Origin of the sequence: Paenibacillus sp. FSL H7-0714 (genome assembly GCF_038003765.1) — a bacterium.
Classification (GTDB): domain Bacteria; phylum Bacillota; class Bacilli; order Paenibacillales; family Paenibacillaceae; genus Paenibacillus_AQ.
In genome coordinates, this window is record NZ_JBBOPT010000001.1 from 1,225,319 (window position 1) to 1,251,413 (window position 26,095).

Consider the following 26,095-nt stretch of genomic DNA (forward strand, 5'->3'; position numbering starts at 1 on the left):
TATGAGTCATATATAGATGTTTTTAATTTAACTTGGTTATATAATACGCAATAGTGGTCATAAATGCAATATATAGTACGTCATATATTCATTTTTTTTGACGCAGATGTACGTACCCTACGCTTTAACATTAATTGTTTCAAGGCATCAGCATTGACCAGGATGGTCCCAGCAATGATAGTGAATACACCGAGGATCGTAACCCAATTCACGGCTTCATGATAAAAGAAAAAGCCAACCCCTACGGCAATTGGTGGAGAGATATAGAGCCAGGTAGAGGGAAACACAGGATTTGTCTTAGCGACGAGCCAGTAGAACAACGAATGACCGACCATCGAGCCGATTACGATTAGATAGAGCAGTGAACCTGCGGTCTCGTAAGAGAACAGAAACTCAGGATGTACATTTTCGGTGGCTAAGGAAAGAATGAATAACAGCACTCCACCATACATCATTTGGGCTGCATTTAGTGCGATTGGAGAGACCTCGGGCATACTATTGATTACTTTTTTAGAATAAATCGCACCTACTGCGTAACAGCATTCCCCAATGAGGACAGCTGCGCAGCCGATGAGCCATAACGGTGAAATATCAACGACAAGATTAGGAAGAACGAGCAGCTGTACGCCAGTCAACCCGATGATACAACCATATAGTGAGATGGCAGGTGCTTTTTGACGAAGAATAGAAGTTTGGAGCAACAGAATCATGATCGGACCCGTGGCAGAGAGTACAGCTGCTAACCCGGAAGATACATATTGTTCAGCCCAGTAGAGACCTGCAAAGGTGCCAAAGGTTAACGCAGATCCGGTGAAGAGCATTTCTTTACGCAGGAGCAGGGAGAAGCTAGCTTTTCGTTTCCAGACCATCCATAGAAATAGAACAGCGCCTGCAACAAAAAATCGCAAGCCTGCTGAAAAGAAGGGCGGCGCACCGGCATCCACACCGATTTTGATAGCTAGAAAGGTCGTGCCGAAGATCAGACATACAAGTGCATAAGCGAATAAGATCATTTTGAAAGTCCCCTTTAGTGTGTGTATATAACGATCCTTGAATCAGTTCGTTAATCATATAGGGGAGAACACAGAACAGATGATGTTGAGTAGAACAGATGACTTCGAAAATCGTGTACAATACTGTAAATAGGAGTTGTTCGGAGAGGAGTTGCAGTGAGGTGAAAAAGTCAGCGAGCGTGGAGAATAATCATCCCTTGTTTCGGCAGGTATATGAATTTCTAGTGAATCGCATGGAGCGAGGGGAGTGGGGGGCACATGATAAGCTTCCTTCTATACGGCTGCTAGCGGAGGAATTACAGGTACATCGACTGACAGTATTCAAAGCGTATAGAATGCTGACAGAGGATGGAAAAGTTTATGTAAAAGATAAATCAGGTTATTACGTATCGCCTGTTAGCTTGGTTCCTATTGTAGAAAAAGGAGCAGCAGTGACTGCCTATGCGCTCACTAATCCTCTTTCGGATATACAGAGAATGCCTGCTAAGTATCAGTTCTCACAGGCGCTGATTGATCCAGGTCTTTTGCCAAATCTTTTTCTATCCGACTATGTCAAAAAAGTGTTCGATTTATATCCCAAGGTCATGGGGACGTACTCTTCGGTTCAGGGAGATGAGGAGTTACGGGAGACGCTTAGTCGTCATTTTCGGAAGAAGCATCGGCTACAGTTATCCTCGGAAGAGCTGCTTATTACTTCAGGTGCGCAGCAGGCGATCAATCTGATATCACGAATTGTGCTCGGGCCTATGGACACGGTGCTTGTGGAGCGACCGACCTACAGTGTGGCCATGGATATTTTTCGCCGGGAGGGGGCAAGGCTGGTTCCGGTGGAGATCACTCCGATGGGCTACGACTTGGAGGAAGTTGAAGCGCTGATGAAAAAGCATAGACCGCGCATGTTCTATATCAATCCGACTCATCATAACCCAACTGGATATACGGTGCCAGCGCAGCAACGTAAACTGTTGGTCGAGCTTGCCGAGCGTTATCGCTGTCTGTTAGTCGAAGATGATCCGTTCCGCGATATGTATTTTGAAGAGGAGCCCCCGCCGCCCTTTTTTGCTTACGATACCGAAGGTTGGGTGATCTATATTAGCAGTTTCAGTAAATATGTAGCCCCAGGCTTACGGATCTGTGCGGTGGCTTGTCGCTATCCGTTTATGGAGCGCTTGATCACGGCCAAATCACTCGCGGACAATGGTACTCCGCTGCTTAACCAGAAGATATTCCTACATTACTACACGTCATCACGTTTGCAACAGCATCTCGGTAAGCTACGCATTGCACTTCAGGTGCATAAGGAGATTGTAGAGGAGGAGCTGGCTGGGACTGGGTGGGAGTGGACGCCTCCGCAAGGGGGCTTGAATTTATGGGTGAAGCTGCCGGACCATCTTTCGGCGGATCGACTGTTTGTCTCAAGTATGGCCCAGTCGATTGCTTTTGTGCCAGGAGAGTTGTTTGATCCGCTTGGTGAGATGAGGTCGAGGATTCGAATAAGTTACTCCTTTGCAAGCGAAGGGGTGCTACGTGAGGGGATTCAGCGGATGATTGCAATTGCGCGAGGGTTATGAGTAGGTACAGTAGACATGAGGAACTAATGAAGACTATTTAGGATGGAAAAGATTAGACTTGTATAACTTGTTTGGAAATTGTTGTAACACTTTCTTCTTCTGTTCCGTCTGTAGAGTAAAGAAGGAGGTTATTATGATGTTTAAGACCAAGTTCCGCAGTCCACTTATGATGTTCCTAAGTATAACGTTAATATTTATGGCCTTACTGACGGTGCGTCCCTCCGTTACTTATGCGTGTTCCTGTGTTGTACCTGCGGAGCCACTTGAGGCGCTGGAGTCAAGTTCAGCCGTCTTTACTGGGAAAGTAGTGGACAAAAAGGAGCCAAAGGGGACTATAATCTCATCTGCGGATCCAGTAAAAGTAACCTTTGAAGTCGATTCCAGCTGGAAAGGAATTAAGGGGAATAAAGTTACCTTGAGTACTGCTTTATCGTCTGCCAGCTGTGGGTTTGAATTCGTGGAAGGGGAAAGTTATATCGTCTATGCGTATGCTAATGACGAAGATGACTCTGGTAAATTAGAGGCCAGTTTATGCAGCCGAACGAAGCTGCTTGCCTCGGCATCAGAGGATCTGAAGGAGCTTGGACCTAGTATATCGGCAGGTACTCCTACAGCTTCTCCGGAGGTAACATCAAACCATTCGCCGAAATCTGAAACTGGGAATAATGGGGCGACTGAAGTTGAGGGGAAACCAGCTGCGGAGAGTGACTCTTTTCCACTTGTTAATGTAGGGATCAGCGGAATCATTATCGTTTTGATAGCGATAGCTGGCGCTGTACTCTACCGTCGTAGAGATGGTGGAACGCGTAAGAAATAACGCTATAACTGTAGGTTCACGTTATGTCGTGATGAAATAAGCGGTCGCCCGGGAGTTGTTCGGGCGACCGCTTATTTGTTTGAGCTGACCTTAAGTAGGTGGTGGGCGGTGTGGGTACTGGTGCTTAAGTATAGCTCGGGTCATCAAAACTCGAAGTAAGTGAAATCCTTCTTAAAATTGTCGTGGTTTACTCGATATTATCGATAATTAGGGAAAATCTCCCTGATTTAATCGTATTTTACTCTATATGATCGATAATTGGGGAATTCCTCCCTAAAATTCTGCGGAAATGCCCTATTTTTCCTATAATCGACTATTTATTAGGGAGAATTTCCGCAAAAAGTTTAATTTGCGCTTATAAAGTTCGAATTTGGGGGAGAATTTCCCTAATTATGAGTTCAAGGAGGGCAGAATTTTGTGAAATACGGTGAACATTAGATGTTGTAAGGTGAGACAAAGTAAATTTAGCTAATGTAAGTTGAAATCAGTTAAAGTTCGCTGCTGTAAGATGAATTCATGCTACAAGCTTCGTCACACCCAGCCAAACAACCGAGCAAGCTGAGCGACAGCAAAGGTTACTCCAATGGCGATACCGAGTGGGATGACTGCTGAGAGAACAGCCCACTTCATGCTTTTCGTCTCCTTATAGATGTTCACGAGTGTAGTGCCGCAAGGATAGTGGAGCAGGGAGAACAACATCATATTAAGTGCGGTCAGCCAAGTCCAGCCATGTGATAAAAAGACATCTTTGATGCTGCCCAAGCTGTCGATATCGACCATAGCTCCTGAGGACATATAGCCCATAAGCAGAATGGGCAGTACGATTTCATTCGCAGGAAGTCCAAGAATAAAGGCCATGATGATAAAGCCATCCATGCCGAGCATGTGTGCAAAAGGATCGAAGAATGCGGCCATATGATTCAGGACAGAATCTCCACCAACAAACAGGTTGCCAAGAATCCAAGTGATAATACCGGCAGGGGCAGCAACGACGATGGCACGAGTAAGTACGTTAAGGGACTTATCTTTAGAGGAAATAAGTATGGTCTTCCAAATTTGTGGACGACGATAGGGCGGGAGCTCTAGTGTATAGTGCGTTGGAACACCGCGTAGCGCAGTTTTGGACATGACCCAGGAAACCGTCAGAGTAACGATGATGCCGATCAGCACCATCCCCATAAGTACGGAGGCGGTGGTGAGGGTACGGAGTGCGCCTGTCGTAGCCGCTCCTGCCATGAATAAGGAAGATAATAGAATCAATGTCGGCCAGCGGCCGTTACATGGAACGAAATTGTTGGTCAAAATCGCGAGCATCCGTTCACGCGGCGATTCGATGATTCGTGTGGAGAGGATCGCGGCGGCATTACAGCCGAAACCCATAGACATGGTCAAAGCTTGCTTGCCGTGACCACCTGATTTTTTGAACAACCGATCCATGTTAAAAGCAACCCTCGGCAGATATCCGAAATTCTCAAGCAGCGCAAACACTGGAAAAAATATCATCATTGGTGGCAGCATGACGCTGATGACCCAAGAGGTTCCTCGATATAATCCCAGAACAAGTACACCGTGTAGCCAAGCGGGGGCATGGATCGCCTCAAATCCGGCAGTGAGATAACCTTCGATGAAGCCGAAGAAGGAAGCAAGCCAGCTTGAAGGATAGTTGGCGCCGGCAATCGTAATCCAGAACACGATACCGAGGATGGCGAGCATAATGGGGAATCCCCATATTTTTGAAGTTACGATATTATCTAGCTTATAAGTGCTATTCAGCTTCTTCTTATCCCTATAGGTGACTGCATCCCCGCAGATGCCTGCGGATACGCCATAGATACCACTGACAATCTCATCCCGTATCGCTCCGCCGTCAGCGAGCTTTTTCGCGGTGGACAGCAAGGAATCTAGAGGATCTAATCCCTTAGTGATATGCGGTGACTCCATGACCGATGACCTCCTTTGCTTCAGGTAATTCTTTATTCTTCATATTCTCTTTAAGTGAGGTAAGAAGGCTGTCATCACCATCTAACAGGCGCAATGCAATCCAGCGGGCCGGGTATTTGCTGCCAATGGTTTGTTCTACCAGCGGTGTAAGCTCTGCAATTCCTCGTTCAATCTCCTCGTTGTACGTAATACGCAGTGGCTGTGCAGTGAATGCGCCTGTAGCCACTCGCTCCACCTGATCCAATAACGCCTTAATACCGATTTTATTGCGAGCTGATATCGCTACAACAGGCACGCCGAGACGATTGGAAATACGTTTCAGATTGATGTCGATACCGAGTTTACGGGCTTCATCGATGAGGTTGATGCAGACTACAGCCCGCCCGGTAATCTCCAGCACTTGCAAGGCAAGGTTGAGATTTCGTTCTAGTGAGGTAGCGTCAAGAACAACTAGTGTCACATCTGGCTGTTCAAAAATAATATAATCTCTAGCCGCTTCTTCATCAGCAGAATTCGAGTACAGCGAATACGTACCAGGAAGATCTACTGCGAGGTACGTATGGTCCTTATGCTTAAACTCGCCTTCAGCAGTAATGACGGTTTTACCTGCCCAGTTTCCTGTATGCTGGCGCATGCCGGTCAGCAGATTGAAAAGCGTGCTTTTGCCAGTGTTAGGATTGCCTGCAAAAGCGACTGTGAAATGACTCATGCTTCTACACCTCCGATGACTTCTCCAAATATTAAAGAGCTTTCTTCTCTACGTAATGCAATGGTCGTGTTGCTTACCCGAAAAGCTATAGGATCTCCTAAGGGACTACGCCGTAACACCTCAACGGCATTACCGACTACAAACCCGAGATCCAGTAATCTTCTTCTAAGCACACCCTGAACTTCAATGCCGCTGATACGCAGTGTGCTTCCTTTAGCCGCATCTGATAAAGGAATACTAGCTCCAGACATTAGATCCCCTTCTTTCATTTATTATTATTTGTATTTTTATGGTTATTATTTTGTGCACTGGAATTTTTCTTGTGGTCTGACACAATATTAGTATATGTGAACAACTTTGTCCCTGCAACAAGAATGTTTCCCTAAGGCAAAATTAATTTAGGCGCAAAAAAGCCCCTAACAGAAAGAAGGCTTGCGCTCTCCAGCCGAGGGGCTAAGGTTGAGTCTACTTATAGGCTTGTCTTTAATTGGAATAGTCTAATCCAAGTTTTTATTAGCCGTGAAGTTACATCCAGCTTCCAAAATCAAGCGTGCGTCCAGTCTCTACTAAAGTCTTGGTATTACTTAGAACCTGCCACCAAGCGCTGATGCTGCCTGCATACGAAGGATCTTCAGGATGCCATTCATCATGGATAAGCGTGAGCTTAGTAGTTCCGCCCACTGGTTCAAGCAGCCAAGAAATACGCGATTCATATCTTTCATGTCCTTTATGATAGGAGGGGCCGACCTTATGCGTGAAACGCAGTGCTTTTTGTGGGGTGAACTCCAGCAGAGTCCCATAGACATGCAGCGTTTCATCTCCATCTGTACCGGGTCCGATGTATTCCAGTAATTCTCCTTCTTTGAAGGTTGAACGAATAACGCTGCCGTAATAAATCTGCTTCGTACCTTCCGGAGAGATTAAGGTTTCCCATACCTGCTCAGGTGTTCCGCCAATATAAAATTCATAGTGTAGTTCCTTCATTCGTTATTCCTCCTTGATTTATAGGTTCATTTATTCCCTCAGACTCATTTACACTATACAAAAGGATCACTGACAACTACGGTCAGTGATCCTAAAGAATAATTTATGTCTTATAATGAGCTGCTAAATTAATGGCTATGTCCGCTAGTCTTTCTTTCAGGGAAGAAGGCTCCATGATGCGTAATGTGGTTCCATAAGGCAACAAGAAGTAGGGTACATAAGTCAGTAAAGAAGTTTCGTCCACTTGAAAGCGGGCTTGTCCTTCCATGCGCTGTACCAGCGTATGTCCGAACAACCAATGACTGCATAGATCATTCAAGACTCCCTCATCGGATGCGATGAGTACTGTAACTAGTTTCTCTTCAGTATTGCGTGCAGGCAGTAAGCTCTTTAACAAAAAATCACGTGCAGAGAAGTCAGCAGGACGAGCGAACACAGCTTCTGTACGATGTAGTTCAATGATTCTATCCACCCTGAAACTACGAATTTCATGTCGCTCGTGGCAGTAAGCTACGGTGTACCATTGGCCCTTCCAGAGTACAAGTCCGTAAGGATCAATGGCACGGGATGATTTGGTTTCTCCATTACCCTTACGATATTCCATTTGCAGGGTGTATCCGTTCGCTGCCCCCAATTCCAATTCTTGAATCAGATGGCTAAGCGACGGGGAAGGAGAATGGATCGTCTCAATACCATTCTCATGGCGCTCCATTTGTTCTAATTGCTGGGCATTGCTGTATCTTTTTAGCTTGGATAGGGCTCGGTCCAGAGCTTCAACATAAGGATATCCGGTCCCCCTGGCAAAAGAAGAAGCTTGTAGAAGGGCACGCTGCTCTTCGGAGTCAAAGAATAATGGAGCCTCAATAAAATGCTCCGGTAAGCTGTAACCGCCACCAGGCCCGCTATCCGCAATAACGGGTACACCACTGATGCATAACGCATCGATGTATCTGTACACAGACCGAACACTGATCTCTAACGCTTCCGCTAGTTCTCCGGCGGTTCTTCCCCGCTGCTTAAGCATCCAAAGAATGGATAACATATGATCGGCCTTGGACATAAATCTTGAGCCTCCTTGCTGTAGGAATTAGTAGTTCAACTATAGCAAAATGCTCATAGATCAGCCAGAATCCTTTCGGTATGATCTTATCGCTGTTTAAGCATACGTTGTCTACCATAGGTTCCGAGTCGCCATAAATATTCTACCGGTCCCATCCGGAACCGTTTGAGAATAAGGGTACTAGATATGATTTGTAGAAGCAGTATGGCCGCCGCTGCAATCATCTGCGTCGATACATGCACTGTACTAGGCCAATCTAGCAGATTGGATAGCATTAAAATAATAACGGTCTGCATTAAATAATTGGTTAAAGCCATTCTGCCTAGAGAAGCAAGGGGCGCAAGTAGTTTCTGTACAGCTCCATGGCGCATGAGTAGGGTTAGCGTTGTCACATAAAAAATACTGACTGGAAGCCCGCCTACTGCGAGAGCTACATCCAGAGCGCCCGTACTATTCATGATACTCTGCTGTGCAAAATACATAGGAATGATTAGCAGCAGAGAAACCACTTGTGTGATCCTTAATCCTTGCTTATACCGTGATGGATTCTGAAATAATCCAATCAGACCACTCCAATGCCCAAGCAGAAACATACCAAACGTTACCACTATCGGGCCTAAGTAGAGACCTGCAAGGGTGACCACAATGCCCGCAGCCAGTACAAAACTTGACTTTAACTTATAAAAAGGAAGGAGAATCAGTCCAATGACTGCATAGATGAGCAAGGTTTCACCGGGTTGGAAATAATGGTGCACCAGACCGATTAGAAATAAAATGAACAGCCTACGCAGAAATAATAAACAGGGCTTAGACTCCCCTTTAGCTTCAGCCCGGGATAAGAATAACTGAAAGCCAACACCGAATAAAAATGAGAATATTACAAAAAATCGGTGATCCACTGCTACATCAAGAAAACGAATAATCTGCAAATCGAGCGAGTTAAATTCCATCGTACCGAATACCATCTGACGAATGTTTATGAAGATGATACCCATTAGAGCAAAGCCACGGAGTACATCGAGTGTTATGATTCTTTTCACCATATTCTTCATACCATCATCTTCTTGAGACTTTGAATGTAGCGTGATCGCGCTATGATGAAATATATAGTTTGCACAGCAAGGAATGCTCCAGACGTAATCAGCACAGGCACCGTTACATTCGTGATACTAATTTGCTTCAATACCGGTCGGATTACGACAAGCGTCTGGATGGTGGCGACAATGATCGGAATATAGAATAGCACAGAGATTTGTCTGGTGGCAGAAGCAGACATTTCTTTGACGCTTAGACCGATTTTAGACAAGGCATTATACATTTGCTTATCTGCATTCAGCTCAGTATGAAGCTTGAAGAAGAGGAAGCTGGCCGAAGAAAGTGAGAAGATAAGCGCGATAAAGATCCCTATAAAGCTAAGCATAGCCATACCTTGTTTGGTAATTAGATAATTATCTGCTCGAGCATCTAATATGGAGATATATTGATTATTGGTATTGTTGGAATCCCTACTCCACTGGATCAGTTCTTTAGTGATGATGGCTTCAGGTGAGGTTTCCACAGGCGGTGGACCGTCCCAAGCAGGGATTTTATATAGATATTTCACATATGATCTCGTGTACTTCGCTGCTGAAGAAGAGATATTCTTGTACAAGCTGTCATCTACAATTAAGAGTGAGCTTGTATATTGCCCCATGGGATGGCTCTTCGGAATTTGTACCTCTTTCAGCATAAGCTCCGTATCGTTTTGAACCTTCAACAGAATCTTTTGATTAGTAGTGTAATTCTGTGAATTCAACTGAGGGTTTAGCAGTAAGACAGCTTCTTTGTCAGATAAGGGAGCTACTTCGGACATATCCATTTTTGAAGATAACTGATTAAACTGGGACCAGGATATTAAATCAATGCTTTGGGTAGCTTCTTTACCCAGACTCTGAATGGAGGCAGAGATCAGCTCAAGTTTATTCTCTGTATACTCCACTTTGGCGTTTTGTAATTTATTATGAATGGGTTCTAAATCAGGATGAGTTTTCCCTGGTTTATAAATCGAATACTCCATGGCGAATGGACTATTTTTATAGAGTTCTACGTTTGCTTGATTCATCGATAAAATAAATCCTGACGCCATGCAAGCGAGCGAGGTTACAACCGTTACAAGAAACAGCATTCTTGCATTATCTTTGATCTTGTAACTCATCTCGGAAATCCATAACAGGTTGGTTCCGCGCCAAAGTCGCTTGCGGCTTAGTTTAAGCAGGCGTATTCCGAGTACGGACAGCTGAGAGTAAAAGAAATAGGTACCTGCGATCCCCGTGACAGCAGCAACTAATAACGTAATTGGAGACAATTGCTTTCGAATGGCGAGTGCCCCAGCCGTCAATAACAGAAGCCCAAGGAGTGATAGCAGCCATGATACACGGGGCTCCTTTTTAGGTTTAACACTCCCTTTTAACAGATCAAGGACTTGATGTTTGCGGATAAATAACAGTGTGAAGATAGAGATGACTAGAAACAGTGATATAAAAGAAATAGATGTGATCATCAGTGGTTTTACAGGCCAATAGAAGGGTAAATGATCCATTCCCATAATGGTCGTGCTGAGCAGCAAAAATAACTTGGATAAAAGCATGCCGAAAGACATACCTGTTACTATGGACAGCAGTCCGATCAGCATATTTTCTATAAGAATCAGTTTGTTGATCTGACCTGAACGTGCACCTAACATCATTAGTATGCCGAACTCCAGATTACGAAGTTTCAGAAATGCACTAATCGAGTAAAGAACGAAAAAGAAAGCAAAGACAAACACAATATAAGAAGCGATTTTCATACCAGCGGCAGAATTTGTACCTAGCTCGATACTGGCAACCCCAGGATGATAAATAAAGACGGAATAAGAGAAGAAGATCATGACCATAAAAGCACTACTTAAGAAAAAGGCAAAATACGCCCGAGAATTACGCTTCACATTGTTAAACGCGAATTGAGGAAAGTTCATGACTATTCCCTCCCCAGAATGAAAGAGTGTCGATAATCTTTTGGAAGAAGGCTTGGCGGTTATCTCCCCGGTGAATTTCGGCTGCTAGCTTCCCATCTTTTATAAAAATAATCCGATTGCAGTAGCTCGCTGCCAGCGGATCATGTGTCACGAGCATTAGCGTAGTGCCTTCTTTGCAGTTAATATCCTCTAGCGACTCCATCACAATTCGTGAGGAATTAGAATCAAGTGCCCCTGTGGGTTCATCTGCTAGAATGATCGAAGGCGAACTTATAATCGCACGGGCAATCGCTGTCCGCTGCCGTTGTCCGCCGGATATTTCATAGGTGCGTTTATTCAAAATTTCCGTAATGTTCAAGCGTGCAGCGACCTTTTGCAGCAAGGCTTCCATTTCGGAGAGCTTGCGATTATCCAGCGTTAGAGGAAGCACGATATTTTCGGCTACCGTTAAAGTCTCCAGGAGGTTAAAGTCTTGAAATACAAAACCGAGTTCTCTGCGACGAAAGTGAGCAAGGTCTTTTTTGTTCAAAAGATAAGGGTTGCTGCCATTGATATTTACCTCACCTGAGGAGGGTTGATCGATGGTAGACACCATGTTAAGCAGAGTGGTTTTGCCGCTCCCTGAGGGGCCCATGATGCCAACAAATTCGCCACTTTCAATACTAAGATGAATATCGGTGAGGGCCTGTGTCTTTACTTTGCCCGGATATACTTTGTTAAGTCCTTTGACTTCTAAAACATTCATTCCTTTCATTCCTTCCATTACAATGTGATTTCAGCCGTCCCTAAGCGGGGACGTGTTATGTATATAATTTACAAGATCGGGCTATGTGCTGCTATGGATTTACCTTAACGTTATCTTACAACCCGTTTAAGGTTATGTTCGTACGTGAAGCGAGTAGGCCATACATAAAGAAGAGGGACTCCGTAGCCATAAGTTAAGTATGACTAGAAGTACCCTCCGATCTTATTTCTGTAAATGGTCACTGTTGTGAAATGTAATTTGGACTGTAGTGCCTTCTCCAAGCTTAGATTGAAGCTCCACAGTATGTCCTAGCCGGTTGCAAATTTCTCGCACTAGATACAGTCCCATTCCTGTTGACTCATGGTATTGGCGTCCACGTTCACCGGTGAAGTATGGATTAAACACTCGTTTGAGGTCTTCAGGAGAAATGCCGATACCTTGATCTGTAATATTAAGTAAGAAATCCGTTCCGATGTGCTTTGATGAAAGAGTTACGGTTTTATCGTTGCCGGAGGTGTAATTCACAGCATTGGTTAAGATTTGGGTTAGCATAAACATTAACCATTTGGCATCACTATATACGGTGAAGTTAGGATTGATTTGTATATTTACTTTTATGCCTCTTCGGATGAAAAGCCTGCGGTTCTCAGCTACAGATTCACTAACCACTTTACTGAGAACTAGCGGCTCCACTTGGAAATCATCCTCAAATTGATCCAGCCTTGAAGTATAAATCACCATTTCCAGCCCTCTGCGCAGACGTTCCAATTCCTCCTGAATACTTATAGCAGCCTCATCCTCAAGATCCTCTAGCGAAAGCTGAATGACTGAAAGTGGGGTCTTCATCTGATGAACCCAGCGGTTCATGAATACGATATGCTGATCCATTTGGCGGACATGCCCATTTACCTGCTCCTGATACTGGCGGTCAATAAGCTGTAATAACTCATGGATCGCTTCTGGTAGCGGGGTGTCTCCTAAGGAAACAAGATGTTCCTCTAGCATATTCTTGGGATTACTTAAGGCTGCGTATAATCTCCGGTGCTGAACGTATCGGTAGCCAAGATACAAGAGAAGAACTGCAGTGCTCAGGGCTATGCCATAGAGCATGATCGAGAGGGGTCTATCCTCACCTGTCAGCCAATATAGTGGTGGAACAAGCAGTACTTGAAGCAGGTAGAATAGGATAAATGGAAGCTGGTCTCTCCAAAATAGCTTCATGGCATATCCTTAGTGACAATAAGCCGATAGCCAGCGCCTCTTACGGTTTCCACAATATCGCCAAGACCGAGATCCTTGAGCTTTTTGCGGACACGGGTTATGTACACATTTAAAGTATTGTCGTCTATAAAATGCTGATCCTTCCACATGAGATCTAGCAGACGCTCCCGGTTAACAACTCGTCCTTCTTTTAGCAATAAGGCTTCCAGTAGAACCGCTTCTTTCTGTGTCAGCTCGCTAGTATGTCCGCCATATTGAATCACATACCGCTCAGGATAAAGAATTAGTTCTCCGGCTTGGAGCGTCCGTTCCTCTTGAATTTGTGAGTAAGAGCCGTAAGCTCTGCGTAAATGGCTGCGGATTTTGGCAAGTACGACTTCATAATGAAAAGGCTTGGTGATGTAATCATCCCCGCCATTTTCTAGCGCCATCACCTGATCCATTCCACTATCCCGAGCGGATATGAAAAGAATAGGGCAGAGTGAGGTAGTGCGAATCTGGCGACACCAATAAAACCCATCGTATTTAGGCAGGTTGACGTCCAGCAGAACAAGGTCAGGATGGGTGTCATTAAAAATCTCCAGTACCCTGTTGAAATCCTCTACTATCACCGTACGAAATTCATATTTAGATAGATACGTGCTTAGAAGGCTTGCGAGCTTAGCATCGTCCTCTATGATTAGAATAGTCTCCATAGTTGTGCTCCTTTGATCAAATATAAGAATGCAGTGGTTCACACGGTTATACAGTAACACGGACTAGGAAAATTATGCAAAAAGGACGTCTAGCTGCCGAAAAATAATATGAGGAATAGTTGTACTTTGTACAATAGATTCTATCAAAAAGACATTGGAATTTGATTCTATTGCACATCCTGCAACCAATTGGTTACCAAAACGTCTTATTATTACAAATAGGTCGAATTCTAATGTACAAAGTACAACAGAATCCTATTTTCCTATAAAAAAGAATGCATCTATTGCACAAACTGCAATAGATGCATCAAAAAAAGTATTCTTAGAAGTAGAAGCCGAACCTAGCACAACGCTCGTTCGTGCCGCTGGCTAGATCATTCTATTGATATTTAACCACAATTGCGTTGCTAATCTGGCGCCCAGGGGTCGTGAGATATTTGCCATTGTAGTATAATCCGCTTGATGCGCCGCCATCCAGATTCATGGCTTGATACGCTCCAGCCTGCTTCATCATTTCTGCGAGCTGTGGGATAGTAGCTCCACCAGTAGTTAGCAGAATTAGCTTGTGGTCGCGAGTGAGGCCGAGTGCGCTGCGGGCTCCGCCGCCTGTTAAGATTTTGGCATCTTTGAAGCCTTCTGCTGCAACATTAAGAGATACCTTACCATTCACAAGCAGACGTGGTCCGGCTTGGAGCGCCCCTTCCATAGATCCGGAAGCGAAATGGTTCGTAAACTCTAGTCCGGGAATAAGCGAGGCCAGGTGATTGCTATCATAGGTGAAAATCGTGCGGCGATCTCCAGAGCTGTTTTTGAGCATTTTTCCACCACTGACCATGTAACCGTAAGGAGCTTTGTAGGCCCCTTTAGTGTAGGCATCAAAGAACGTACCATTAATAGCCACTACGGCATTATTGCGCTTGGCTAGACTGCTCAGGTCCTCCACTTTTCCTACCGTATTTCCTGCTAGTACAACGTCGAGCTTCACTTTAGGATGCAGTAGGGATACCGTAACCGTTTGGGCTTTGAAGGATCTGCCGCCCACCTTGAAAGTTTTACTAGCACTGACAACGGGGGAGGAATCTGCTTTGATAAGTGCGCCAGTCAGTACAGGTACCGTTGATGAAACCCCGTTATTAGTAAGGGTTACAGAAGAGGCTTCCTGATTCCACTCTAATTGAAAGCCCAGCGTTTTGCTGATAAAAGACAAAGGGATATATACCGTACCGTTATCACTAAAAGCGGAATCGGTTAGTGTAACTGGCTTGTCGTTGACTAGCGCAGCTGCTTGTCCTACAGTAAGTGTAATCTTAGTGTCTGCGTTCGTAATGGTTATACGTTTGTCACTAGCATTCATTTCAGCATGTATACCAGTGAAATTATTTAAGAGACGCAGCGGGATGTACGAGTGATTATTCTTGGTCACATACACGGTGTTTTTCGGAACCGGAGCAGCACCAGCAGTGGAGGAACAAACTGTGTAAACCGGAACCAAACATAGTAGAAATGCGAGAAAGAACGGAAACAATAACTTTTTCATATTAACCAAAATCTCCTTATCCTATAGCTGATGTAAAAAGCGGTAAGGTTTATTATACCTCAAGTTCTAAAACATGGATAACCTCATTTTTCAAATATCCATGGAAAGATTCTGATAGAATGTAGATACCATAAAAAGAATAGTACTAGAACTCAACAACTAAAGGGAGATCTTTATGACTACAATAGGTTTAATTCGCCATGGAAGTACCGCGTGGAATAAAGAAGGCAGAGCGCAAGGGCATACGGATAATCCATTGGATGCTGAGGGGGTGCAGCAGGCGGTTCTTCTTGCTGAACGGCTCAGCACTGAACAATGGGACTATTTATATTCGAGTGATCTGCTTAGAGCGCGACAAACAGCAGAGGTAATTGCAACAAGGCTTGGCATGGAGATCGCCGGTTTAGTACCAGGGATCCGTGAGATGAACGCAGGGCAGATTGAAGGTACTACGGAACAAGATCGCGTTGAACGATGGGGAAGTGAGTGGAAGAAGTTAGATTTGGGACTGGAAAGTCCGGAGGCCAGTGAGATCAGAGGCAGTCAGGCCATCGAAGATATCGCGGAGAAACATCCGGGCAGTCGTATATTGGTCGTTAGCCATGGTGCGATTTTACGGAGTAGTCTTAGAAGACTTTTTCCAGAACTGAATGTAACTGTTTTGCTGAGTAATACATCTATCACCCGGATTATTAAATCCGATTCGACATGGAATTGCGAACTATACAATTGTGCACGGCATTTGAAGATATAATTAGTGTTCAGATAATGTTCAGAGCATTTTAATATAGTAATTGCTCAGATAGTTAATCATTTTTGTAGTCAGAAGGATGTGCGAATTTAAGGTGGCAGAGGTCCAGATTTACTTACAAACGTTATTCTCCATTCTCATCGCAGCAGCGGCCGGTTATTTAGTGCTAAGACTTTACCGGGATATTTCATCTAAAACGCCTCAAAAAAGAGCGATTCATACCGGTCTTTCCGTGATCATTATCGTCGCCTCCCTATGGATCATGCACCAGCTAGGTGTAGAAACCTTACTGGGAAATGAAGTGGCCGATGATGGGGTTATTATACCGCTGTTGGTCTATAGTCTTACGATAGCCCTATGTATGTTTTTACTTACACGCATGAATCTAGTATTGGCTGAAAGAGAGCAATTGAAAGAACTGGCGTATAAGGATGCTTTAACGGGGTTATTGAATAAGAATGGAATGGATCATTTTTGGGATCGATGCAAAGTAAATGAGCAGCTTGCTGTTTTGTTTCTGGATCTGAATCGTTTCAAATCGATCAATGACAGCTTGGGGCATCATGTGGGGGACTTATTGCTGCAAGAAGTGGGTAAAAACCTAATTCAATTCTCCAGCAAAAGAAAACGTCATATTTTCCGCGTCGGTGGGGATGAATTTGTGATTGTCGCCAAAGGTAGCACTCAGAAGGAAGCGGAGCAGCTTGCTGTGCGGATTCTGGAGAAGACGACTAAGAGTTACCAGCTTGGCGAACATAACTTGTTCGTATCCATGAGTATAGGGATCAGCATAAGTCATGGTAAGGTGGATCATTTTAGGCTGCTAAATGAAGCAGATACAGCGATGTACGCTGCCAAACAGCTTGGTACGGGGCGTTACTCCGTCTATAAGAATTAGAATGAGTTGGTGTAAAATACAAGCGGCAGCCATGGACCTCTACAATAGGTCCTAGACTGCCGCTATTTTTATTGGACTAACTATTCCCTTTGAAATGAAATTATGCGCCAGGCGAATGAATGCTGTTAGTCACATCCTTGCGGCCTTTCATGAGGAACAAGCAGACAAGAGCAACTGCCATACTAATCGCCGCCACGTAGAACAGGATCGAGTAATCAAAGATATCAATCATAAGTCCCAATAGTGGAGGCGAACTGATGGCCGCAAGGGAAGAGACAAGATAATACATCCCTGTTCGTGTACCAATGCTCTCTTCTGTCCCTGTTGCCACAACATAAGGATAGGAATTGATATTAATACAAGCCCAGAAGACTCCACCTAGCAACAGTAACCCTCGAAGGAGCAATAAGTCCTTTGCAAAACCGACGAGAGCAAAAATGGTCATTAGTCCGCATACGCCGATGATGATCATTTTTTTCTTCCCGAATCTTCCGCCCAGCCAACCGCTCGGAATGGCGAATAGTACAAAAGCCAAAGAGAAGAAAGTGAGCGAGAAAGAGGCCGCCTGTTCGCTTAGGCCGAGATGATGTTTGCCATATAAGGTAAACAGTGTCTCAACGCCTTGATATGCTACGAACCAGAAGAAAATCGCCGCTAGCAAAAATATTGTGGTACGGTCAAGCTGACTTCGAAAGGAAATACGAGAGGGCTTGGTGGCAGTAGCTGCTTCTGAAGAAAGCTTCATTTGCATGTTTACGTCGTCCCGATTTTCTTTAATGAAGCGTGATACGATAAACATACATAATAAGGTAATCAGTCCAGCTACGATAAACGGAAGTGCTGGATTGGATTTATACAGGATCGAACCTACGCCAAAAGCGAGAATAGAACCGAACCCACCCATGAAATTAATCAGCCCGTTGGCCTTTGTACGCTGCTCTTCTGGCGTAATGTCCGGCATAAGGGCGACGGTTGGTGAACGGTATAAGCTCATGGCCAGATTCATTAGCATCATAAACAACAGAAGTGTAAATAGTCCGGTATGAAACGGAATCAGCATGGTTAGCACGGCAGCGAAAGGCATACCTATCATAAGATAAGGCATTCTGCGTCCAAAACGCGAGGTAGTGCGGTCACTACGGTTGCCAATCCAAGGCTGCAGGAATAAGGCAAAGTAATTATCAATCGTCATCAAGAAGCTGATAAGTGCCACACTATGTACGTATTTTTCTAGAAAAAAGGGTACAAATGCGTTATACAGACTCCACGTAATGCTGATGCTGAAAAAGCCGAATCCGAGCAACCAGACTTTTTTCACACAGTCACACTCCCTTATTATTTAGCTAGAAGCCCAGCGAGCACATCTGGATGATCTGTAATAATACCTGACACTCCAGCTTCGATTAAAGCTTTCATCCGCTCTGGATCATTAACAGTCCAAGGATGATAAGCGATGCCATGCTTAGCGGCTTCTTCGACGAATTCAGGAAGTACCGCTTGATGATAAGCATGTAGTGCGTTTGCGCCAAGCGTAGCTGCATAATCCCAAGGACGATACAGACCTTCCCCGTATAGAATTCCTGTCTTGATCTCAGGTGCGATCGTTTTACTGTGAGCTAATGAATAATGGTTAAAGCTTGAAAAAATCACGCGATCGCTCATCTTGAACTCACGTACAGCCGCGATAACCTTTTCCTCCATACCCGGGTAAAAGAAAGTACCATTTTTAAACTCGATGTTCAGTACTGTATCTCGACCTTGCAGCAGATCTAACAAATCTTCTAGCAAGGGGAGTTTCTCGCCTTTGAACTCGGGACTGAACCAAGAGCCCGCGTCCACTTCCAGAATTTCTGCAAGGGTTTTATCCTTCACATAGCCACTTCCGCTTGTCGTACGGTTTAGGGTTTCATCATGAATAAGAACAAGCCCGCCATCCTTTGTCATTTGTACATCAGTTTCAATCCCGGTTGCACCTAACTCAAGACCTTTGCGGAACGCTGCCATAGTATTTTCCGGACACACTGCCGATGCGCCGCGATGCGCAAAATTAATAATGTTTTTCATCAGCTATTCATCCCTCCAACTTAGTGTTTGCTGTCGCCCTGTAGACGAGGGCTACTTTTTTTTTCATATTCCACACGAAGACAAGAAACCCTGTCTAGAAATACTGACAGGGCTCTATTTCTTGAAATTTAACATGCAGTTAATCTTACTGCAAATTCTCGCATCAATGATTCATAGCGCCATAAGGAATCCGTTCCAGCAGACCTGATCCATAGATGTTTTGCAGCTTCAGCTCTGGCATATGAATATAACCGATATAACAGTCGCATACCTTCATTCGGCAGGCTCTTACAGCGGATAGGCCTTCCAAGCCATCGCGGTAGAGATTGCCTATGACACCTCTGTCCTTATAGCAGCGTTTCACCAGTCCAGCGCCTTGTACATAAAAGACTTCATTTCCAGCGTTGCAGGTTTGACCAAGGCTCTCGTAATCCATAGCATTCACAGCAAAATGCGGATCAATTTTGCTCAGAATGGAAAGATCCTCGGCAGTATAGTAATCCGGTTTATCTTTATAAGCATTGACCCATAGATATACACTCTCCGGTAATGCTGCGCGAAGCGAGGCTATAGCAGGAAAGGCGCTGCGGATCCCAACGCTCCCTACACTGAAAGGCATATTATTCTCATACAAGGTCATGCATTGCGTTAGAAACTTATCCTCGCTCACCTGTCCGGGGTGGTAAGTAGCCCAAAAGGCAGCCTTGTTTCGATTCAGCTTATGAATGAAGTCAAGATTTGCCGACAGGTTCGTCTGAATAGCTACCTTCTCCACGTGCTCCATATTGGAGAGCGAGATCATCGCTTCTTTGTACCAGCGATGAATCAGACCTTCGCCATAAGGATTGAAAAAGATAGACAGCCGATGGCCCGCTGTACCTTGCAGAGAGGCCCACTCGACAAAGGTCTCCAATCCTTGTCGATCCTTCGCGAGAGTGGCTGCGCTGTCTCTTGTTTTGCCGAAAGGACAGTAGGGGCAGTCATAGTTGCAGGAGGTGAGAGACCCACGGTAGTAGAGGACCGCATTCATGGCAATACGAACCTTTCCATCTGCTCTCGTATCTCTCCTGAAATAAACCAATCACCGATGGAATCGGAGTAGCCCATGCCTTCAGTAGTGAGGCGTAAAACTCCATCTTCTTCTTTCCCTAAGCCGGTATGAAGCAGGTTAGACAGTTCAGGATAATCACTCCAGAGTGAATTTCCGAAGCGCAGACTATAATCTTCAAGCCTCAGACCTTCACTATGTAAAATCGCCTTTAGAATAAAGCGACGCTTCTGTTCTTCCAGACTTAGCACAATTCCGTAATCTGCCGTATCGTAACGATCTGTACTGACGTAATCGGCAATAATGCTCTCGGTTGCTTTACGGCTCACCCCATAACGGGAAGCGTAATGCACATTGCGGGTATAGGACCTAGCCCCGCAGCCTAGCCCGACCATTCCTTCTTCCTGACAGCTGTAGTCAAGAATGCTTTTATCCGTTCCTGCGGTTTCCTTGGCGAAACGACGCATGGAATATTGGCGATAACCTCTGGCTTTAAGCAGCTGCCCAGCGGCCTTGTAGCAGTCTAGGCGAATATCCTCCTGGCGCTGGATATCCCCTGGCTTTACGATGGTGTGCTCACGGGTGTAGAGCGGATAAATAAAGATTTCCTCAGGATTATAGCTAAGCGTCTGATTTAGCGAATACAGCCAAGAGTCGACGGACTGCCCCGGAAGACCATAGATCAGATCCAAATTTAGAATGGGAAAATCATATTTTCCCAGCAGCTCTAGTGCGCGATACACCTCATCCGGATTTTGTGGGCGATAGATGGCCGCCGATTCAGCTGCGACAAAGCTTTGAATGCCCATGCTGACCCGATCCACCGTATATTCTTTTAGAATATTCAGCTTCTCTTCGGTGATCGTCTCCGGTGAAGTTTCCACTGAGATGGAGGCTGAGCTAATATCCAATCCCATCGTATCAACGGCAATGTGGAACAAACGGCGCAGTTGATCTGCCGCCAGTAATGTAGGCGTACCCCCACCAATCGCGAAACGGGCATACGGCTTATGTTTGGTGAACGCGGCCCACTGCTTGGCTTGACGTTCTAGCGCGTCTACGTATGTAGCGTGAACATTCGCGCGTTTATCAGGCAAGGTGAACAGGTTGCAGAATCCACAGCGAGCACCGCAAAACGGGATATGCATATATAGAAAAAAAGATTCTGCAGGCTCATCTCGCCATAAGGATTCTAGTGGTATCGGAGGCTGTAGATCCCTGTAAGCTGTTTTGTGTGGATAGGAATACAGATAAGATCGGTAAGGGTTAGTAGTAATATTGTCTTTCCATTGGTGAAGCTCTTCTAAAGAGAAGGACGATAACGTCATAACAGTTCTCCATCCTTTCCTTTTATAAAATAAATTCCCGATAAGGGACGTTCCATACGGTCTCGTGAGCCAAGCGATGCCCCTGATAGCCATCTTCGCCAAAAGCGGTTCCATGATCAGAAAACGCCAGACAGAAGGTAGGATTACCGCGTTCCCGGAAGGCATCGAATAATCGGCCCAGTTCCCCATCCACATAGCGGAGTGCGGCGCGCTGGCTGTCTACGGAGTCCTTTTTAGCACCGGGTATAAAATAATGATTCGGCCCGTGGATGGCTGAGACATTGAGGAACATGAACAATCTTTGTTCGCCCGGAGTATCCTTCAGCAGCTTCAAGGCATGATTCACCTGATGCTCTGTGGAACGCGGATTGGTGACCCCGAACGTCATCCGCCAGTAGCTTTGCTGGAAATAGCTTGGTAACACACGAGCGAGTGGATTTTTTTTGGTGAAAAAAATAACGCCCCCAATACAAACCGTACGGTAGCCCTCGGCAGCAAGCCCGGATACGATATCGGGTGTATCGAACAGCCAGGTATGGGGATGAGTCTTCATTCCGGTGTTTCGGGAATGGAACATTCGGATATGTTCCGTCTTATCCGTTGTGGCTGGAGTAGGCAAAAAACCGCCGAAGAAGGCGTGATGAGCCGCATAGGTAAAGCTGCCTGGGGTATGTCTTTTCTCCCATGATCCGGTTCCACACAAGTTCGGGCAGTTTGATTCTTCCATAACAGCAGCATCATAACGAAGAGTATCAAGTGTGATCATAAGAATGTCATGAGTGCCGACGATGGTGTTCATATCCATTAAGATAATCCTTCCTTTATAAGCGGTGTGGAGGGAGGTGTGATATAGTCTCTAGCCGACAATACCTTCATTTCCCATTCGTAGGTGCTGCAGCCGCGGTATTTCACATCGTACAGCAAGTCGCCAAATGGATTGACATCCGCGACAAAACATTGCTGTGAACCCCCGGAGACGAGTACATCGATTCCGGCTACCCCGGAACGGGGAAAAGCAGCCAGTGCTTGCACAGCGGTATTCCGCACCTGCTCCTGTACGGATTCAGACAGACCGGCTTCCGAAAGAGACATCCGCTGGTTGCGTAAATGCAGATTCGTAATTGGTGTAGGGCTGACCCGGGCAACCGCGTGGCAGGCCTCGCGGAGAACGACTAGCTGGCGAATATCGAATGCTTTTCCCTTAAGCCCCGCTTTAGGGATCCATTGCTCAGCATAAGCACCGTGCTGGTAGATCCAGTTCATAATTCCCGAGATTGTGGCGGTATCCGTGTACCGTCGCAGTTTACCGGAATTATAGTAAATGGGTGGTCGAGTGATGTAATCCTCGACCCCCACTGTTGTTAAGGCAATTTCGGCCCCCGTCACAGGATGGATTTGATAGGCGATCACTCCAGAAGCGGCAGAACCAAAGGCCAGCTTAATGAATACCCGGTGCATGCGCCGGGATAACATCATCTCCCGGAGAGAGTCATAATCCGTAGGCTGCTGATCTTCGCCTACTGGGCGAGGGATTGGAATCCCTGCCTCGCTCAGAATCTGTTGTGTCTGGCGTTTATCGGTCATGGCCGCAATGTCAGTAGGGTCATTTAACCACAGCGAACCTGGACACGCGGTGTTGGCCTCTCGCTGTAGTCTAGCCAGCATTCGGCAGTAGCCACGGAACCATTGAGATGGATGATGCAGGACACCTTGCATTTCCTTCAATTGACGGGCTACCTTCACGCGGAGTGGTCGCGGATCAGGTCTATCGGCGAAGGGATGAAGGGAATCGTCCATATCATCCGAATCCGGTGCACCCAGAGCGATAATGGCTCGTTCTATCTCGAAGCTGCTGCCAGGCGATTCCAGTCTCAGTAGCGGGGGAGCTGCACTGAGATCTACTCCGTTATAAACGGAGGACTGACGGGGTATCTGTTTCTTCTGCTCTTCCATAAGATCACCTAACGATCTTCCTTGCAGAAACTCAGCGTACGATAAAATAATGGCAGGGGGCATTCCAAGATCGGAACGCGCTTGCTGGATGCCGCTAGTCCGTTTATCACCGGGAATACCGATAACGATCATCGGCCTCATGAGTGGCTCACTCTGTGATGGAAGGATAACGCCAGTCTTCCTCATCATCGCTTTCCTGCTTGTCGCTAACATCAACAGGCAATCCACTTTGCTTCCAGCGGCTAATCATATCGTCGGACATATAATGATGGCTTAGGTTTAATGCTTTTAATTTTTTGATTCTGTCGCTGGCTAGAAGCAATTCCGCCCCCTCATCGCTTAGGGTACCGAGTGATAGATCGAGCGTATCTAGCTGCTCCAGAATAGGAGCATTTGCTAATGCACCTGCGATCTCATCTTGGATCTGGCTATTTTTTAAACCTAGATAAGTAAGCTTAGGGAACTTTCCTACTTCTATAAGAGGGAGAAGATCTGCTAGGCTGCCGTCAAATCCGTAGTTATCTACGCCGAGATATAGCTCCAGCTTGCGCAAATTCGGCAATTGGCTAGTTGCAATCTGTTCAAGAACGGCTTTACCTAAGCCTCCACTTATAATAATCAGTTCTTCTAGCTTGTCGTGTTTGAGTTCTGAGAGGCTCAGCTCATTCCCACCTTGAATCGTGAGTGACTGTAGCTCTGGAAAAGCAGGGAGCAACGGCGATAGATCACTTTGGGTAATCCAAGAAATCTCGCATTCCTCATAGCCCATCTCGCCTATGAAAAGCTTGCGCAAAGCAGGGAAACTAGCACTATGCGTAACCAGTGACTCTACAACTTCTTCTGAACTATTTTCGTAGGCTTGCCCCCAATCACCGATAATTAGACTTGTCAGCGAAGAACTTTCAGGGCTGTTACTAAGTTTCTCAATTTCAGTGCCAATTCTTTGGCCTTCTTCGAATTCGTCGTATCCGATACTAAGCTTTACTTCCGTCATGGGCATTCCCTCCCGGAAAAATTTAACTTCGAAAATACCCTATCATCTGTAGCCGAGGGAGTCAAATCACAGGTTTAAATAATTATAGTCAAATTCGTCATGTCCTTGAGCTAATTATTTATGGTAGGTTTATGCTAGGGAGAATTACATTATTTTGAAATATAAGAAAGTATACGTTTCACACTATATTTTATCCTTATATTTCTCGCTAAACGCTTACCGTCCTTATAAGGACGCCGAAGGCGATTATACTTGAAGGAGCTGTTCTGATGAAGATCAAAATTCAGGAATGGATAATAGAAGCGGATATTGCAAAGCTGCAAGCGGCTATGGAAGCAGGCGTAGTCAGCTCAGAAGATTTGGTAGCAGCCTATTTGGAACGGATTCATAAGTACGATATAGACATAAACGCAATCTTAGAAATCAATCCAGAGGCTAAAGACATCGCTAGAGCACTGGATATTGAACGTAGGGAACAAGGAAGTCGGGGAAGTCTACACGGTATTCCTATATTGTTGAAGGATAATATAGATACCGCGGATAAAATGCATACGAGTGCTGGGTCAATAGCTTTAGCAGGATCATTCGCGGCAAAAGATTCCTTCGTAGCTGCGAAACTTCGGTCGGCAGGAGCTGTTTTGCTTGGAAAGGCGAATATGTCGGAGTGGTCTAACTTTATGTCTAGTTCAATGCCAGCTGGGTATAGCTCCCGGGGAGGGCTAGTGCTGAACCCTTACGGACCTGGGAGCGTATTTGTCAGCGGATCTAGTTCTGGACCTGCGGCAGCTATTGCGGCGAATTTGGCAGCAGCATCGATCGGAACGGAAACCGCGGGATCAATTGTTGGGCCAGCCTGTCAGCATGCTCTCGTCGGGATCAAACCAACGGTCGGATTAGTCAGTCGTACTGGAGTGATTCCTATTTCAGTTAGCCAAGACACTCCTGGACCTATTGCTAAAACGGTTACGGATGCGGCGATTATTTTGGGGGCATTAACGGGAGTAGATGACAAGGATGAAGCAACAATATCGAGCGAGAAGCATGCTTTTATGGACTATACTCCTTTTTTAGATAAAAGCTTTATACGGCAAGCAAGAATAGGCATCCCGCGGCATTATTATAACCATTTAGATGCAGAGCGACTTTCAATTATGGAAGCAGCTATCCAGACTTTGAAGAATGAAGGGGCTACGATTATAGATCCGGTTACGCTTTACGTTGAACAACAAAACTGGAATAATGATGTGATCTGTTATGAATTTAAAAAGGGGCTCAATGCGTATTTATCTGGGGTAGATGATTCCGTTCCGATTCACTCTTTGCAAGAACTGATAGCGTATAATGAGATCCATGCTGAAATCGCATTACAATATGGGCAAGACACATTAACTAGGTCAGAGGAAGTAACTTTAACCGAAGAAGAATATCAGCAAAAGAAACAAGAATACAGAAAGCTAGCGCTCGAGCAAGGAATAGATTACGTGTTGGAACAATATAGTTTGGATGCATTATTACTGCCAGGTGATGTAGATGGTATGTATATTGCGGCACGCTTGGGGTATCCGTTAATTACCGTTCCGGCAGGGTATGTAGAACAGGGCATTATTGATGCTGATGGTGATCCTACTCGGGGGCCCTTTGGTGTAGTTTTTTCCGGAAAAGCCTATAGTGAGCCTACGCTCCTATCCATAGCCTATGGGTTTGAACAAGCTACGCAGCATCGTGTTCCACCGCAACTGGAATAGGTATTGACTACTTTATTATAGAAGGA

General features: G+C 45.3%; 24 protein-coding genes. 5 read left to right on the forward strand and 19 right to left on the reverse strand.

Going from position 1 to position 26,095, the window contains the following annotated elements; genetic code table 11:
- Positions 1-80 precede the first annotated feature (80 nt).
- Positions 81-1,013 carry a DMT family transporter gene (locus NST34_RS05365; RefSeq protein WP_341127315.1) on the reverse strand — a complete coding sequence of 311 codons (933 nt, stop codon included), beginning with the start codon at positions 1,011-1,013 and terminating at the stop codon, positions 81-83.
- 161 nt (positions 1,014-1,174) lie between these two features.
- Between NST34_RS05365 and NST34_RS05370 the strand changes: the two genes are divergently transcribed.
- Positions 1,175-2,584, forward strand: a complete 1,410-nt coding sequence (locus tag NST34_RS05370; RefSeq protein WP_341127316.1) for an aminotransferase-like domain-containing protein — start codon at positions 1,175-1,177, stop codon at positions 2,582-2,584.
- A gap of 133 nt (positions 2,585-2,717) precedes the next feature.
- Positions 2,718-3,401: a hypothetical protein gene (locus tag NST34_RS05375; RefSeq protein WP_143759394.1), complete on the forward strand. Its 684-nt coding sequence runs from the start codon at positions 2,718-2,720 to the stop codon at positions 3,399-3,401.
- 531 nt (positions 3,402-3,932) lie between these two features.
- Here the strand turns inward: NST34_RS05375 and NST34_RS05380 are convergent.
- From NST34_RS05380 to NST34_RS05430, 11 genes are all read right to left on the reverse strand, one after another.
- Positions 3,933-5,342, reverse strand: a complete 1,410-nt coding sequence (locus NST34_RS05380; RefSeq protein WP_042185383.1) for a nucleoside recognition domain-containing protein — start codon at positions 5,340-5,342, stop codon at positions 3,933-3,935.
- Entirely contained in the window at positions 5,320-6,051 is a 732-nt protein-coding gene (locus NST34_RS05385; RefSeq protein ID WP_341127317.1) for a FeoB small GTPase domain-containing protein, read from the reverse strand. The genes NST34_RS05380 and NST34_RS05385 overlap by 23 nt, the downstream gene beginning before the upstream one ends.
- On the reverse strand, positions 6,048-6,302 hold the full coding sequence (locus NST34_RS05390) for a FeoA family protein (protein ID WP_076283983.1): 255 nt from the start codon (positions 6,300-6,302) through the stop codon (positions 6,048-6,050). Before NST34_RS05390 ends, NST34_RS05385 begins: the two co-directional genes overlap by 4 nt.
- Before the next feature lie 274 nt (positions 6,303-6,576).
- On the reverse strand, positions 6,577-7,035 hold the full coding sequence (locus NST34_RS05395; protein WP_341127318.1) for an SRPBCC domain-containing protein: 459 nt from the start codon (positions 7,033-7,035) through the stop codon (positions 6,577-6,579).
- A 103-nt stretch (positions 7,036-7,138) separates the two neighbouring features.
- Positions 7,139-8,095: a helix-turn-helix transcriptional regulator gene (locus tag NST34_RS05400; protein ID WP_076283984.1), complete on the reverse strand. Its 957-nt coding sequence runs from the start codon at positions 8,093-8,095 to the stop codon at positions 7,139-7,141.
- An 86-nt stretch (positions 8,096-8,181) separates the two neighbouring features.
- Positions 8,182-9,147 (reverse strand): DUF418 domain-containing protein, encoded by a 966-nt coding sequence (locus tag NST34_RS05405; protein WP_341127319.1) that lies wholly within the window; start codon positions 9,145-9,147, stop codon positions 8,182-8,184.
- On the reverse strand, positions 9,144-11,090 hold the full coding sequence (locus tag NST34_RS05410) for an ABC transporter permease (RefSeq protein WP_341127320.1): 1,947 nt from the start codon (positions 11,088-11,090) through the stop codon (positions 9,144-9,146). Before NST34_RS05410 ends, NST34_RS05405 begins: the two co-directional genes overlap by 4 nt.
- Positions 11,065-11,835, reverse strand: coding sequence for an ABC transporter ATP-binding protein (locus NST34_RS05415; RefSeq protein ID WP_341049917.1), 771 nt, complete (start codon positions 11,833-11,835; stop codon positions 11,065-11,067). Before NST34_RS05415 ends, NST34_RS05410 begins: the two co-directional genes overlap by 26 nt.
- A 222-nt stretch (positions 11,836-12,057) precedes the next feature.
- Positions 12,058-13,056: a sensor histidine kinase gene (locus NST34_RS05420; RefSeq protein WP_341127321.1), complete on the reverse strand. Its 999-nt coding sequence runs from the start codon at positions 13,054-13,056 to the stop codon at positions 12,058-12,060.
- Entirely contained in the window at positions 13,053-13,751 is a 699-nt protein-coding gene (locus NST34_RS05425) for a response regulator transcription factor (protein ID WP_076283987.1), read from the reverse strand. Before NST34_RS05425 ends, NST34_RS05420 begins: the two co-directional genes overlap by 4 nt.
- A 379-nt stretch (positions 13,752-14,130) precedes the next feature.
- Positions 14,131-15,288, reverse strand: a complete 1,158-nt coding sequence (locus NST34_RS05430; RefSeq protein ID WP_076299211.1) for a phosphodiester glycosidase family protein — start codon at positions 15,286-15,288, stop codon at positions 14,131-14,133.
- 175 nt (positions 15,289-15,463) lie between these two features.
- On the opposite strand from NST34_RS05430, the gene NST34_RS05435 reads away from it, so the two are divergent.
- Together NST34_RS05435 and NST34_RS05440 are read left to right on the forward strand one after the other, a co-directional pair.
- A complete protein-coding gene (locus tag NST34_RS05435) occupies positions 15,464-16,042 on the forward strand; it encodes a histidine phosphatase family protein (RefSeq protein ID WP_042185403.1) in 579 nt (192 codons plus the stop codon).
- 76 nt (positions 16,043-16,118) lie between these two features.
- Entirely contained in the window at positions 16,119-16,937 is an 819-nt protein-coding gene (locus NST34_RS05440; protein WP_081382828.1) for a GGDEF domain-containing protein, read from the forward strand.
- A gap of 100 nt (positions 16,938-17,037) precedes the next feature.
- Here NST34_RS05440 and NST34_RS05445 read toward each other — a convergent pair whose 3' ends face one another.
- The 7 genes from NST34_RS05445 to NST34_RS05475 form a co-directional block, all read right to left on the reverse strand.
- Positions 17,038-18,255: an SLC45 family MFS transporter gene (locus tag NST34_RS05445; RefSeq protein ID WP_341127322.1), complete on the reverse strand. Its 1,218-nt coding sequence runs from the start codon at positions 18,253-18,255 to the stop codon at positions 17,038-17,040.
- A 17-nt stretch (positions 18,256-18,272) separates the two neighbouring features.
- On the reverse strand, positions 18,273-19,001 hold the full coding sequence (locus NST34_RS05450) for a glycerophosphodiester phosphodiesterase (RefSeq protein WP_076301059.1): 729 nt from the start codon (positions 18,999-19,001) through the stop codon (positions 18,273-18,275).
- Positions 19,002-19,164: 163 nt separating this feature from the next.
- Positions 19,165-20,031: an STM4011 family radical SAM protein gene (locus NST34_RS05455; protein WP_341127323.1), complete on the reverse strand. Its 867-nt coding sequence runs from the start codon at positions 20,029-20,031 to the stop codon at positions 19,165-19,167.
- Complete coding sequence (locus NST34_RS05460; RefSeq protein WP_341127324.1) at positions 20,028-21,377, reverse strand: STM4012 family radical SAM protein; 1,350 nt, start codon at positions 21,375-21,377, stop codon at positions 20,028-20,030. The genes NST34_RS05455 and NST34_RS05460 overlap by 4 nt, the downstream gene beginning before the upstream one ends.
- Before the next feature lie 22 nt (positions 21,378-21,399).
- Positions 21,400-22,182, reverse strand: coding sequence for an STM4013/SEN3800 family hydrolase (locus NST34_RS05465; RefSeq protein WP_042185413.1), 783 nt, complete (start codon positions 22,180-22,182; stop codon positions 21,400-21,402).
- The gene (locus NST34_RS05470; RefSeq protein ID WP_341127325.1) at positions 22,182-23,519 is read right to left on the reverse strand and encodes an STM4014 family protein; all 1,338 of its coding nucleotides are present in this window, start codon (positions 23,517-23,519) and stop codon (positions 22,182-22,184) included. The genes NST34_RS05465 and NST34_RS05470 overlap by 1 nt, the downstream gene beginning before the upstream one ends.
- Positions 23,479-24,324, reverse strand: a complete 846-nt coding sequence (locus tag NST34_RS05475; RefSeq protein ID WP_341127326.1) for an STM4015 family protein — start codon at positions 24,322-24,324, stop codon at positions 23,479-23,481. Before NST34_RS05475 ends, NST34_RS05470 begins: the two co-directional genes overlap by 41 nt.
- 269 nt (positions 24,325-24,593) lie before the next feature.
- On the opposite strand from NST34_RS05475, the gene NST34_RS05480 reads away from it, so the two are divergent.
- The gene (locus NST34_RS05480) at positions 24,594-26,069 is read left to right on the forward strand and encodes an amidase family protein (protein WP_341127327.1); all 1,476 of its coding nucleotides are present in this window, start codon (positions 24,594-24,596) and stop codon (positions 26,067-26,069) included.
- Positions 26,070-26,095 lie beyond the last annotated feature (26 nt).